Source organism: Variovorax sp. 20P10.2.4 (genome assembly GCF_058244205.1).
The window spans coordinates 1-13,710 of record NZ_JBZAYE010000157.1 but is presented as its reverse complement, the minus strand read 5'-3'; the positions used below and the strand labels follow the sequence as shown (position 1 = coordinate 13,710).

Below are 13,710 nucleotides of genomic sequence, written 5' to 3'. Positions count from 1 at the left end.
CGCTCGTCGAGCGAGTCGCGCGCCGTGAGGATCAGCGCGGGCAGCCGCTGGTCGCGTTCGCGCAGCCGCTGCAGCACCGCGTGGCCGTCGAGCCCGGGCAGGCCGAGGTCGAGCACCAGCGCATCGTGGTCGCGCTGCTGCAGCGCACGGTCGGCCAGCCGGCCGTCGTCCACCCATTCGACCTGGATGCCCGCATGCTCGAGCGCCTTGCTGAGCCAGGTGCCCAGGGTGTGTTCGTCTTCGGCCAGCAGGATGCGCATGGGGCGACTGTAGGGCGCGGCGGTGCCGCCGCCCAGGCGGCTTTCCCGCAGGTCCGCGCTCAATCGGGCTTGATGCCTGCCCGCGCGATCACCTTCTGCCAGCGCGCCTGCTCGCTCGCGATGAACTGCGCGAACTGCTCGGGCGTGCCGCCCACGGCCTCGGCCGCGTCGCCGGTCAGGCGGCGCATCGACTCGGGCGACTTCACGGCGCTCATGGTCTCGGTCGAGAGCTTGGCGAGCTGGGCCGGCGTGATGTTGGCCGGCGCGAGCATGCCGTACCACTGCGTCATCTCGAAGCCCGGGAAGCCCTGCTCGGCCACGGTCGGCACGTCGGGCAGCTGGGCCAGCCGCTTGGCCGAACCGGTGGCGATGCAGCGCACCTTGCCGGCCTTGATGAAGGGGATGACCGCCGCCGCGCCGATGGCCGAGGCGTCGAGCCGGCCCGAGAGCAGGTCGGTCACCATCGGGCCGGTGCCGCGGTAGGGCACGTGCAGCATGAAGACCTCGGAGGTCATCTTCAGGTATTCGAAGGCGAGGTGGCCCGCGCTGCCGTTGCCGGCCGAGCCGTAGCTGAGCTTGCCGGGCTTGCTCTTGGCATAGGCGATGAACTCCTTGAGGTTCTTCGCGGGCACGTCGGGGTGCACCACGTAGAGGCTGGGCACCTTGGCCAGCAGGCTCACGGGCTTGAAGTCCTTGTTCGCGTCGTAGGGCAGCTTGGCGAAGATGTAGGGGTTGACCGCCAGCGTGCCGATGTGGCCGAGGATCAGCGTGTGCTGGTCGGTGCTGCGCGCCACCTCGCTCATCGCGATGTTGCCGGCCGCGCCGGGCTTGTTGTCGACGAACACGCTCTGGCCCAGCGTGCGCGACAGCTCGACCGCGGTCGAGCGCGCCACGATCTCCGAGCTGCCGCCCGGCGCGAAGGGCACGACGAAGCGCACCGACTTGTTGGGCCAGGTGTCGTCGGCGCGCGCGAGGCCGGCGAAGCCCGGCAACAGGCCGCCGAGGGCGAGGGCGCCGCCCGATTGCAGTCCGGATCGCAACCATTGGCGGCGGGTGGGCGAACCCAGGTCATGGGGAAGGTCGAGGCGCATCGGTCTTGTCTCCGTGGTTTTTCGGGAAGGCCGCATGGTGCCTGGGGCTGGCTGTCGGAATGCTGTCAGTCCCGCCGCCGGCCGCGCAGCAGGTTCATTCACACCTTCTCAACCCTTCGCGCGCTGCAGGTGCGTGGTGATGAAGAAGCGTTCGCCCGGGTGCGTGGCGACCGAACTCACGAGCACCTCGCCGTCGGCATCGAGATAGCGCCGCAGGACCTGCAAGGTCGCGCTGCCTGGCTCGATGCGCAGCTTGCGCGCCATCGCCGCCGAGGCGTCGACCGCGCGCACCTGCTGCACGATCTCGGCCACGCGCAGGCCGTAATGCTGCTCGAGCAGCGCGCTGACCAGCGTGTCGGGCGCGGCGCGCACCAGCGCCTCCAGCGCCGCGTACTGGGTGTCGACGTAGATGTCGGTCCAGCCCAGCGGCAGGCCCTGCGGACCTTCCTCCATGCGCAGGCTGGAGATGCGCAGCCAGCGCGTGCCTTCTTCGCAACCGAGCAGGCGCGACAGCGCGGCATTGCTCGCGATGGTGTCGATCTCGGGTGCCAGGCGCAGGTGGGCGGCGCCGTACTGCATCAGGTCCTCCACCGAGGCCAGCGACTGCTGGAAGCCCATGCGCGCCACCGTCGACTCGACGCGCGTGCCCACGTTCTTGCGCCGCGACACCAGGCCCGCGTCCTGCAGTTCCTGCAGCGCCATGCGCACCGTGTGGCGGCTGATCCCGTAGTGGTCGCGCAGCTCGAGTTCGGTCGGCAGCAGCGAGCCCAGCGGGAAGCGGCCCGAGGCGATGCCTTCCTTCAGTTCCTGGGCGATGTCGGTGAAGCGCGGCTTGTTCATGGTGGCTCGATTTTGACCTAAGGGTAAACCCTATTCATGCATATGTCCGAACATATTAAATTAAATATGTCCGAACATATCAAGGCCCGTCCATGTCCTCCGCCTCCCTCCCGATGGCCAGCACCGTCGTCGATTCGATCCTTTTCCGCGACGCCTTCGGCACCGCGCCGATGCGCGCGCTGTTTTCCGACGTGGCGCTGATCCAGCGCTACATCGATGCCGAGATCGCGCTGGCGCGCGCCGAGGCCAAGATGGGCGTGATCCCGGCCGAAGCGGCCGAGGTCATCGCGCGCGAGTCGCGCATCGAGCGCATCGACTTCGACCACATGCGCCACGAGACCGACATCGTGGGCTACCCGATCCTGCCGCTGGTGCACCAGCTGGTCGCCATGTGCGGCGAGGCGGGCCGCTACGTGCACTGGGGCGCGACCACGCAGGACATCATGGACACGGCCGTCGCGCTGCAGGTGCGCGATGCGCTCGACCTGGTCGACGCCGAGATCCGCGAGCTGCGCGGCATCCTGGCCGACCTCGCGCGCAAGCACCGCGACACGCCGATGGCCGGACGCACGCACCTGCAGCAGGCGCTGCCCGTGACCTTCGGCTACAAGGTCGCGATCTGGCTCGCCATGTTCGACCGCCACCAGCAGCGCCTGGCCGAGCTGCGCCCGCGCGTGGCCGTGGTCGAGTTCGCGGGCGCGGCCGGCACGCTGGCCTCGCTGGGCGACAAGGGCTTCGAGGTGCAGGCGGCGATGGCCGAGGAACTGAAGCTCGGCGTGCCCGCGACCACCTGGCACGTGGCGCGCGACGGCTTCGCCGAGGCGGTGAACCTGCTGGCGCTCATCACCGGTTCGCTCGGCAAGATCGCGCTCGACATCATGATCATGGCCTCGACCGAGTTCGCCGAGGTCTACGAGCCCTTCGTCAAGGGACGCGGCGCGAGCAGCACCATGCCGCAGAAGCGCAACCCGATCTCGAGCGAGCTGATGCTCGCGGCCTCGAAGGCGGTGCGCCAGCATGCGGGCCTGATGGTCGATGCGATGGTGCAGGACTTCGAGCGCGCCACCGGCCCCTGGCATGCCGAGTGGATCGCGATCCCCGAGAGCTTCATCCTCACGGCCGGTGCGTTGCACCAGGCCAAGTTCGCGCTCGGCGGGCTGATCGTCGACGAGGCACGCATGAAGCACAACCTGGGCATCAGCCGCGGCCTGATCGTGGCCGAGGCCGTGATGATGGGCATGGCGCCGCACATCGGCCGCCAGCAGGCGCACGACGTGGTCTACGACGCCTGCCGCACCGTCAACGAGAAGGGCGGCACGCTGGCCGAAGCGCTGGCGGCCTTGCCCGAGGTCACGGCGCATTTCGACCGCGCAGCCATCGATCGCCTGACCGATCCCGCCAACTATCTGGGTCTCGCGCCCCGGATGGTGGACCGCGCGCTGGCGCTGTCCGCGCAGGCCCGGGGCTGAGCCCGGGCACCCAAGGAGACAACCATGCTCAACGATTCCACCCTGGTCGCGCCGCCGAAGAAGCTGCCCTGGTACCGCAAGCTCGGCATGCAGGTGCTGGTCGCGCTGCTGCTGGGCATCGCGGTCGGCTTCGTCTTTCCGAAGTTCGCGGGCCAGCTCAAGCTGCTCGGCGACATGTTCCTGTCGCTCATCAAGGCGGGCGTGGCGCCGCTGGTGTTCCTCACCATCGTGCACGGCATCGCCTCGGCCGGCGACGTGCGCAGCGCGGGGCGCGTGGGCTGGCGCTCGCTGGTGTATTTCGAGGTGATCTCGACCATCGCGCTGGTCATCGGCCTGCTGGCGGGCAACCTGCTGCAGACCGGCAAGGGCATGGCCTCGGTGGCCGGCGCGGCCGCGGCACCGGCGGTGAAGGCCGCCGCGCCGCAGGGCTTCCTCGAATTCATGGCGCACATCGTGCCCGACAACTTCGTCGGCGCCTTCGCCAAGGGCGAGCTGCTGCAGGTGGTGGTGCTGGCGGTGATGGTGGGCATCGGCATCCTCGCGATCCCCGAGAGCCGGCGCGAGAAGATCAACGGCGGCCTCGACATCATCTCGGAGGTGCTGTTCTCGTTCATCAACCTGGTGATGAAGCTCGCGCCCATCGGCACCTTCGGCGCGGTGGCCTACTCGGTGGGCAGCAACGGCTCCGCGGTGCTGGTGGCGCTGGCGCAGCTGGTGCTGAGCTTCTATGCGGTGATCGTGCTGTTCATCGCGGTGGTGCTGGGGCTGGTCGCGAAGTTCGCGGGCTTCAGCCTGTGGCGCTTCCTGCGCTACATCAAGGACGAGATCCTGATCGTGCTGGGCACCGCCTCCTCGGAGAGCGCGCTGCCGCGCCTGCTCGTGAAGCTCGAGCGCCTGGGCTGCGCCAAGCAGACCGTGGGCCTGGTGCTGCCCACCGGCTATGCCTTCAACCTCGACGGCACCTCGATCTTCATGGCCATGGGCGTGATGTTCATCGCGCATGCCTACGGCGTGCCGCTCACGCTCGACCACCAGATCGGCATCCTGCTGCTGATGCTGCTGACCTCGAAGGGCGCGGCCACGGTCTCGGGCGGCTCGTTCGTGGTGTTCGCGGCCACCGTCACCTCGACCGGGCTGCTGCCGGTCGAGGGCCTGGCGGTGATCTTCGGCGTCTACCGCTTCCTGTCGATGGCCATCTCGACCTGCAACGTGATCGGCAACAGCGTGGCCACGGTGGTGGTCGCCAAGTGGTCGGGCACCTTCGACGCGCAGCAGGCCGAGCGCCACCTCTACCCCGAGCGCTACCCCGACACCGCGCAGGCCGACCAGGACCTCGACGACGGCGTGGCGCCCGTCGACGCCCATGCCGCGCGGGCCTGATGCCATGACTGCCATGACTGCCATGACTGCCATGACTGCCATGACTGCCATGACCGCCATGCGCATCGAACACGACGCCTTCGGCCCCGTCGAGATTCCGGCCGACCGCTACTGGGGCGCGCAGACCCAGCGCGCGCTGGGGGTCTTCGAGATCGGCGAGGAGCGTTTTCCCGCGAGCCTGATCCACGCCTTCGGCCTGCAGAAGATGGCCGCGGCGCGCGCCAACCTGCGCTGCGGCGCGCTCGACGCGGCCATGGTGGCGCCGATCCTCGAGGCCGCCGCCGAGCTGCGCGACGGCCGCTTCGACGACCACTTTCCGCTCACCGTGTGGCAGACGGGCTCGGGCACGCAGACCAACATGAACGCGAACGAGGTCATCGCCAACCGCGCGAACGAACTGCTGGGGCAGCCGCTGGGCACCAAGTCGCCGGTGCATCCCAACGACCACGTCAACGCCTCCCAGTCGTCGAACGACAGCTTTCCGACCGTGATGCACATCGCGACCGCGCTCGAACTGCGCCAGCGCCTACGGCCCGCGCTGCAGTTGCTGCGGCAGCGCCTGCAGGAGCGCAGCGAAGCCTTCGCGGACGTGCTGAAGATCGCGCGCACCCACCTGATGGACGCGGTGCCGATGACCTTGGGGCAGAGCTTCGACGCCTTCGCGCGCCAGGTCGGCCACGGCATCGACCGCATCGACGCCACCTTCGCGCGGCTGCAACTGCTGGCGCAGGGCGGCACCGCGGCGGGCACCGGGCTCAATGCGCCGCCCGGCTTCGATGCCGCTTTCTGCGAGGAACTGGGCGCGCTCAGCGGCATCGCCTTCGCGCCCAACCCCAGCAAGTTCGAAGGCATGGCCTCGCACGACGCGCTGGTGGAGGTGTCGGGCGCGCTCAACGTGCTCGCGACCTCGCTCGTGAAGATGGCCAACGACCTGCGGCTGCTGGGCTCGGGCCCGCGTTGCGGCCTGGGCGAGCTGCGCATTCCGGACGACGGGCTCACGAGCTCGATCATGCCGGGCAAGCGCAACCCGACCATTGCCGAAGTGGTGGTGCAGGCCGGGCTGCAGGCCATGGGCAACCACCTCACCATCACCATGGCGGGCGCCTCGGGCAACTTCGAGCTCAACGTGGCCAAGCCGCTGATCATCCAGAACCTGCTGCAATCGATCCGCGTGCTGGCCGATGCCTCGCGCGTGTTCGCCGAGCGGCTGGTGAAGGACATCGAGCCCGAGCGCGCGCGGCTCGCGGCGAACGTCGACAACGCCTTGCTGGCGGTGACGGCGCTGAATCCCGTGCTGGGCTACGACCGCGTGGCGCGCATCACGCGCGAGGCGCTCGCGCGCGGCATCACGCCGCGGGCGGCGGCCATCGCCTTGCAGCTCATCGACGGCGACGCGTACGACCGGCTCGTCGATCCGGCGGCGATGGCCAGGCCGGCGGGCACCGCTGCGGCCTGAGGGACCCGGGCGCCGGGCCGGGGGTCCGCGAAACAGCAGGGTGAAAGAAAAAGTAAGGTGCAAACTCCGCAGCCGCGCCCCAGAATCCGGGGCGAAACGGCGGCGGAGTCCGCGCGGCGATGGCGCCCGGCCTCCATCCATCCCGAGGGCGGCGAGCAGGCGCCACGGATGCCGGTAGTTCCAGAACCCCTGACGGACGAGCACACCCATTCCCGCGAAGCCCCGCATGAATTCGAGGACCCGGACGGCCACTTCATTCATGGCGCCATGCCGGACGATGTTCGGGTTGCGGTGCGCCGCGATCCGCGCGGCGCTGGGACTCGCCTGGTTGCTGCTCGCGTGCCTGGCGCTGCCGAGCCATGCGCAGCCGGGGCCGCTGCGGCTCGACGCCGGCCTGAGCATGTTCGAGCGCAACCTCGACGGGCGTTCGCAGGCCTACTACGACGCCACCGGCCAGCTGACGCGCGAGCAGGTGGCGTCGTCGCCCTACCAGGAACGATTCGAGACGCTGCCGGGCGCCCTCAACGGCGGCTACGCCCGGGGCGCGTGGTGGGTGCGCTTCCAGGTCCAGGCTTCGCCCGCGGAGGTCGAGCGCCCGCTCGAGAGCGGCTGGTGGTTGCGGCTCAATGCACCGTATGTCGACTACCTCGACGTCTGGTGGCCCGATGCCGGCGCCGGCGCGAACGGTGGCTTCGCGCACCGCGCGCTGGGCGGGATGCGCGCCAGCGCCCAGCGCGAGATGCCCTGGTCGATCTCGGCCGTGCGCCTGCCCGCGCAGCCCGATACCGAGCCGCGCTGGGTCTGGGTGCGCCTGGCGGGCGACCGCACCCTGAGCCTCGCCGGCGGTGTCTCGCCGCTGCGGGAACTGGCCACGGTGCAGCAGCGGCTCAACTACGCCGACGCGGCGGTCGTCGGCATGGCCCTGTTGATGGCGGTGGTCAGCCTGATGATGGGCATCGCGCTGCCGGACCGCCGCTTCATCGCCTACGCCGGCTACCTCGTCACGCTCGGCCTGCTGTTCGGGAGCTCGGAGGGCATGCCGGCATTCCTGTGGCTGCAGAACAGCCCCGTGGCCGCCGTGCGGCTGCACAACTTCTCGGTCTGCCTGCACACGGCGGCTGCGTTCGGCTTCGCCCGCGTGCTGCTCGACATGGAGCGGCAGTTCCCGCGCATGAACCGCGTGTTCCAGGTCATGACGCTGGTCTGCCTCGCGGCGTGCGCGGTGGCCATCGCCGGCGGCTACGGGCATGTCGCGCGGCCGCTGAACCTGGCGTGGGTGGTCTTCGCGGCCTGCGTGGTGCCGATGTGCGTCATGGCGCTGCGCCGGAACATCCAGGCCTGGCCGGGGCTGATCGGCTATGCGATCTACTTCCTGATGGGCTCGGTGCACTTCGCCAAGAACCTGCAGTGGCTGCCCTACACGCAGCTCACGCAGTACAGCTACGTGTTCGGCAGCATCCTGCACATCATGGCCTTCTTCTTCGCGCTGGGCTGGCGCGTGCGCCATCGCGAGCGGCGGGCGCTGTCGCTGTCGCTGCGGCATCGTGCGCGGCTCGCGCGGCGCGTGAACGAGCGCACGCGCGACCTGCGCCAGGAGATCGCCGAGCACCATCGCACCCACGACCAACTGGCGCTGGCGCTGCGCGAGCAGCGCGGCCTGCTGGCCATGGTGTCGCACGAGTTCCGCACGCCGCTCGGCACCATCGGCGGCTCGGCGCAGATCCTCTCGGACGACCGGCTCGGGCTGGCGCGCGAGGAGGTCAAGAAGGAGGCCGAGAAGATCAGCCGCACGGTCTTTCGCATGCGCGACCTGGTCGACACCCTGCTGGCCGACGAATGGCTCGATGCCTCGAGCAACAACCTGAGCTTGGCGCCGATCGAGCTCGCGGTCTTCCTGCGCGAGAAGATCGAGGAGCACAACGAGGGCGTCGCCGGCGGGCGCATCTCGCTGCAGCTCGACGCGCGCGAGCTGCCGGTGCTGGCGGACGAGACGCTGATGCACATTGCGATGGACAACCTGCTGACCAACGCCATCAAGTACGCGCCGGCGCATTCGCTGGTGCGCGTGCGCGCCGGCATCCGGCGCTGCCGCTCCGATGATTTTCCCGAGGGCGACGCGATACCGGGCGTCTGCATCCAGGTGTGTGACGAAGGCCCGGGCTTCATGCCGCAGGACCTGACGCACGTGTTCGAGCGCTTCTATCGCGCGGCCGGCGTGCGGCGCATTCCGGGCATCGGGCTGGGCCTGCACATGGTGCACCGCATCGCCACGGTTCACGGTGGCAGCGTGGTCGCGTCCAACGGGCCCGGCGAGGGCGCCGTGCTGACGCTGACGCTGCCACTGCTGGGCAGCGCCGAGCCGCCGGAAACCCGTCGTGCGATCGCGATGTCGATGGCCGACCCCGGAGGCGGCCGATGACCGCCGCCACCCGCGTGCTGGTCATCGAGGACGACGAGGACCTGCGCGACACGGTGCTGCGCTACCTGCGCGGCGTGGGCATGCTGGCCCACGGCGTGGACAGCGCCGAGAAGCTCGACGCGGAACTGGAGCGGCAGGATTTCGATGCCGTGGTGTGCGACGTCAACCTGCCGGGCGAGGACGGATTCAGCGTGCTGGCGCGGCTGCGTTCGCGCAGCGCCATGCGCATCGTGATGCTGACCGCGCGCGGCATGCTGAACGACCGCCTGCATGGACTGGGACTGGGCGCCGACTACTACCTGGTCAAGCCGGTGAACCTGCGCGAGCTCGAGATGGTGCTCAACAACCTGCTGCAGCGCAGCCAGGAAACGCCGGGGCAGGGGACGCGCGAGCCCGGTGTCGCGGAGGCCGGCGAACTCGCCGTGCACGCGCCCTGGCGCTATCACTACACCACCTGGCTGCTGCTGTCGCCCACCGGCCAGCGCGTGCAGTTGTCGAATGCGGAAGCGCGGCTGCTGCAATGCCTGATCGAGCAGCCGCGCGAAGTGGTGGACCGCGGCACGCTGCTCGCGGCGATGGGGCGGCCCGGCCTCGAAGCCTATGAGCGCAACCTCGATGTCACGGTCTCGCGCCTGCGGCGCAAGGCCGAGCAGGCCAGCGGCGAGAAGCTGCCGATCGTCGCGGTGCGCGGCGAGGGCTACAGCTTCCAGGGGGATGCGCGCATCGAGCCTTGAGCCATGCGAGTACCAAGGCATTCCTTTGTCGGCGAGGCCACGGTTTTCCAGAGGGATTTGCGGGGCTCATTGCAAGAAAAAGTAAGGTGCAAATCGAAGAGCGGAACTTGAGAATTTCGCTCGAAGCGGCAGCGCAGTGATGCCGCACATGCCATGCGCCTCCTCGCGACTGCATGGCAGGAGGAGACCCCCCATGAACAGCCATTCGACAGCCATCGCCCACGCGGCATCGGCTGCATTCGCTTCTGTCCGAAGCGCCTTCCGCACGCCGACCACGGAAGCGAGCCGTTCATGAACAGCGCCTACAAGACGATCTGGAATGCCGCGATCGGCGCCTGGGTGGCCGTCTCGGAAACCACGCGCGCGCGCGGCAAGCGCAGCACCAGCCAGCGTGCGGGCCGCGCGACACGTCTCGTGGGGCTGACCAGGATCGGCATGCTTCCGGCACTCGGGGTGTTCGGTGCGCTGCAGCTCGCGGGCGGTGCGGCCTGGGCCGCCTGCACGCCGGCCGCGCCGGGAGACGGCGCCTTCGTCAGCTGCACCGGCGCGCCGATCCTGCTGCCGCCCAATCCCAACAGCTTCCTGAGCAACGCGAACGGTCTCAACGTCACGGTGCAGGCCGGCGCGGTCATGAGCACGCTGCCCGGCGGCACGGCGTTGAACTTGGGCGGCACCGGCATCACGCTCACCAACCTGGGTGCGATCGATGCCAATGCGGCGGGCTCGCTGGTGCTGGCGCGCGCGCTGTCGATCGGCAACCTGATCGCGCCCGGCAGCGGCGCGCTGGCGGTGAACAACCAGGGCAGCATCGAAGGCACCTACAACGGTACTTTCGGGCTGTCGGGCATCGCCATGCTGATCGCCAACGCCGGCCAGAGCACGATCACCAACGCGGGCACGATCGGACTCGCCGCGCAGGGAGCCTTCGACCCGATCAATGGCATCGCGGTCGGCATCTACGGCGGCGGCAACGTCAACTTCACGAACACCGGCACCATCACGGGTCGGGTCGCGTTCCAGAGCCCGACCGCCGGCGGCAACCGCTTCGTCAATGCGGGCACCATCAACGGCAGCGTCGCGCTCGGCAGCGGCGAACGCGACGACACCTTCATCGCGGTCACCGGTTCGAGCATCAACGGGGGGCTGGGGCCGCTGCCCGGCGTCACGGTCCCGACGGCGGCGAACAGCTTGCTGGCCTACGCGGCCGCCGGCACGGTCGATGCGGGCGTGGGCGGCACCGACACGCTGGTGCTGCAGAACACCGTCAGCAGCCCGGGCTCGGGCAGCGGGGGCAGCGGCACGATCTCGTCGACCCAGTACCTCAACTTCGAGAACCTCCTGGTCAACAGCGGAACCTGGACCCTGCAGGGCCCGGTCGTCAGCGGCAGTGCCGTGCTCAACGGCGGTATCGCGATCTTCGACAGCGCGCTGTCCTTCGGCACCGGCACGCTGACCGGCAGCGGCGGCGCGATGCAGGCCTCGGTGGATGGCCTCGCGTTGGCGCAGAACGTGAACCTCACCAGCGGCCTGATCGTGCAGGGCGCCAACAGCTTCACGCTGGGCGGCACCGTCAGCGGCGGCGCCGGCCTCATCAAGAACGGCACCGGCACGCTCACGCTGAACGGCGTCAACACCTTCAGCGGCGGTTTCGCACTCAACGGCGGCGGCCTGACGCTGGGCAACGCGAGTGCGCTCGGCTCGGGCCTGTTCCTGGTGGGCGGCAATGTCGCTCTCAACACCTTCTTCACCGGCACGCTCAACAACCAGGTGCAGCTCAGCGGCGCGCTGACGCTCGACGGGACGGGCACGCTGACCTTCGGCGCACCCATCTCGGGGGCCGGCAGCCTGAGGTCGAACGGCAACCTTGCACTGGCCGCCAGCAACACCTATGGCGGCGGCACGACGATGGGCGGCGGCAGGCTGGACGTGGGCAGCAACACGGCACTCGGCACCGGCGACCTCACCATCGACGGCGCCTCCGTGCTGACCGGCGCGGCCGGCGTGACGCTCGCCAACAACGTGGTGCTTAACAACACGCTGAACTTCGGCGCGGCCGGCAGCGGCGGCGCGCTCACGCTCAATGGCGTGATCAGCGGCGCCGGCGGCATCAGCCTGGCTGGCGCGCCGGGCGTCACGCTCAACGGTGCCAACACCTTCACCGGTGGCTTCAACCTCGGCGCCGGCACGCTCACCGTGGGCAACGACACGGCGCTGGGCCAGGCCGGCGTCACGGTCAGCGGCCCGAGCTCGCTCGCGTCGAACCAGGCAGTGAGCCTCGCCAACGACTTCCGCCTCAATGCGGCGCTCACCGTCGGCGGTGCCAACGACCTCGCGCTCAACGGCGCGATCACCGGCCTTCGCGCATTGACGAAGAACGGCACGGGCCGCCTCACGCTGGGCGGCGCGAACAACTTCTCGGGCGGCGTGAACCTGGAATCCGGCGCGCTGCGCGTGGGCACCGACACCTCGCTGGGCGGCGGCGACCTGACGGTGAGCGGCACGGCCGCGCTCGACGCGAGCGCGGCCGTGAACCTCGCGAACGACGTGGTGCTCAATGCGAACCTGAACGTCGATGGCGCGAACGACATCGCGCTCGGCGGCCAGATCCTGGGCACCGGCGGCATCATCTACAGCGGCACCGGCACCTTGACGCTCGGCAAGGCCAACGGCTTCACCGGCGGCACCACGCTCAACAGCGGCACGCTGAGCCTCGGCGACGGCCTCGCGCTGGGGGGCGGCAAGCTCTCGGTGGCCGGCAACGCGAACCTGCGCAGCGGCGTGGCGAACATCGGGGTGAACAACGGCGTGACGCTGGGTGCCGGCGCCACGCTCGGCGTGGACGGCAGCAACCCGCTGACGCTGACCGGCACCATCGACGGCGACGGTGCGCTCGCGTTGTCCGGCACGGGCGCGGTGGGTCTGACCGGTGCCAACACCTACGGCGGCGGCACGACCGTCACGGGCACCACGCTGATCGTCGCCAACACCAGCGGCAGCGCCACCGGCAGCGGCGCGGTGCAGGTGCAGGGCGGCGGCACGCTCGGCGGCAGCGGCAGCATCGCGGGCACGGTGAACGTGGGCGAAGGCATCCTGTCGCCCGGTGCCGGCGGCGCGGGCACGCTGACCGTCGGCGGCCTGAACCTTGCGGCCGGCTCGACGCTGAACTACGAGCTCGGCCAGGCCGGCGTGGCGGGCGGGGCGCTCAACGACCTGATCAGCGTCAACGGCAACCTGCAGCTCGACGGCACGCTCAACGTGACGCAGTCGCAGGGCGGCAAGTTCGGTGCCGGTCTCTACCGGCTCATCGACTACACGGGCACGCTGACCGACAACGGCCTGGAGATCGGCACCGCGCCGACCGACGCGAAGAACCTGCAGGTGCAGACCAGCGTCGCGAACCAGGTCAACCTGGTCAACAGCGACGGCGTGACGCTCACGCTGTGGGACGGCGGCGATCCGGCGAACTTCAACGACGGCAAGATCGCCGGCGGCAGCGGCACCTGGCGCGCGGGGGGCTCGACCTCGAGCTGGACCGGCGTCGACGGCGCGCTCAACGCCGGCTGGCAGCAGGATGGCGTGGCCATCTTCAGCGGCCAGGCCGGCATCGTCACGGTCGACACCCAGGGCGGGGCGAAGCCGGTGGGCATCGGCGGCGCGCAGTTCGCGGTCGACGGCTACACGGTCAACGGCGATGCGCTCACGATCGGCGCGCCGGCCACGTTGGTGCGCGTGGGCGACGGCACCGCGGCGGGTGCGGGCATGACCGCGACCATCGCTTCCGAGATCGCCGGCGCGGGCGGCCTGGTCAAGGACGACCTGGGCACGCTGGTGCTGGACGGCAGCAACAGCTACAGCGGCGGCACCACCATCAAGGGCGGCATCCTGCAGATCGCGTCGGATGCCAACCTCGGCGCGGTCGGGGGCGGCCTCGCGCTCGAAGGCGCCACCTTGCACGTGACGGGCGACACGGCCAGCAAGCGCGCCGTGAGCCTGGGAACGGGGGTCAACAGCTTCGACATCGACCAGACCGTCGCGCTGGACGGCACGGTCAGCGGCGCGGG

The 13,710-nt window shown here is 70.0% G+C and carries 9 protein-coding genes; 6 read left to right on the top strand and 3 right to left on the bottom strand.

Features of this window, described 5'->3' with window-relative positions; genetic code table 11:
* The 3 genes from AC27VN_RS16820 to AC27VN_RS16810 form a co-directional block, all read right to left on the bottom strand.
* Positions 1 to 260 (bottom strand): response regulator (locus tag AC27VN_RS16820; RefSeq protein WP_490877262.1); only part of this gene is annotated, 260 nt, incomplete at its 3' end.
* A gap of 59 nt (positions 261 to 319) precedes the next feature.
* Entirely contained in the window at positions 320 to 1,351 is a 1,032-nt protein-coding gene (locus AC27VN_RS16815) for a Bug family tripartite tricarboxylate transporter substrate binding protein (protein WP_208508058.1), read from the bottom strand.
* A gap of 108 nt (positions 1,352 to 1,459) precedes the next feature.
* Positions 1,460 to 2,191, bottom strand: coding sequence for a GntR family transcriptional regulator (locus AC27VN_RS16810; protein WP_490877261.1), 732 nt, complete (start codon positions 2,189 to 2,191; stop codon positions 1,460 to 1,462).
* Positions 2,192 to 2,283: 92 nt separating this feature from the next.
* Here AC27VN_RS16810 and AC27VN_RS16805 point away from each other — a divergent pair, with 92 nt between their 5' ends.
* From AC27VN_RS16805 to AC27VN_RS16780, 6 genes are all read left to right on the top strand, one after another.
* Positions 2,284 to 3,660: a class-II fumarase/aspartase family protein gene (locus tag AC27VN_RS16805; RefSeq protein WP_490877260.1), complete on the top strand. Its 1,377-nt coding sequence runs from the start codon at positions 2,284 to 2,286 to the stop codon at positions 3,658 to 3,660.
* A gap of 24 nt (positions 3,661 to 3,684) precedes the next feature.
* The gene (locus AC27VN_RS16800; RefSeq protein WP_093345007.1) at positions 3,685 to 5,040 is read left to right on the top strand and encodes a cation:dicarboxylate symporter family transporter; all 1,356 of its coding nucleotides are present in this window, start codon (positions 3,685 to 3,687) and stop codon (positions 5,038 to 5,040) included.
* Between the two features lie 49 nt (positions 5,041 to 5,089).
* Entirely contained in the window at positions 5,090 to 6,496 is a 1,407-nt protein-coding gene (locus AC27VN_RS16795) for a class II fumarate hydratase (RefSeq protein ID WP_490877263.1), read from the top strand.
* A 277-nt stretch (positions 6,497 to 6,773) separates the two neighbouring features.
* On the top strand, positions 6,774 to 8,915 hold the full coding sequence (locus tag AC27VN_RS16790; RefSeq protein ID WP_490877259.1) for a sensor histidine kinase: 2,142 nt from the start codon (positions 6,774 to 6,776) through the stop codon (positions 8,913 to 8,915).
* Entirely contained in the window at positions 8,912 to 9,649 is a 738-nt protein-coding gene (locus tag AC27VN_RS16785; RefSeq protein ID WP_208510620.1) for a response regulator transcription factor, read from the top strand. The genes AC27VN_RS16790 and AC27VN_RS16785 overlap by 4 nt, the downstream gene beginning before the upstream one ends.
* Positions 9,650 to 9,940: 291 nt before the next feature.
* The coding region (locus AC27VN_RS16780) for a beta strand repeat-containing protein (RefSeq protein WP_490877258.1) at positions 9,941 to 13,710 on the top strand (3,770 nt) is incomplete at its 3' end.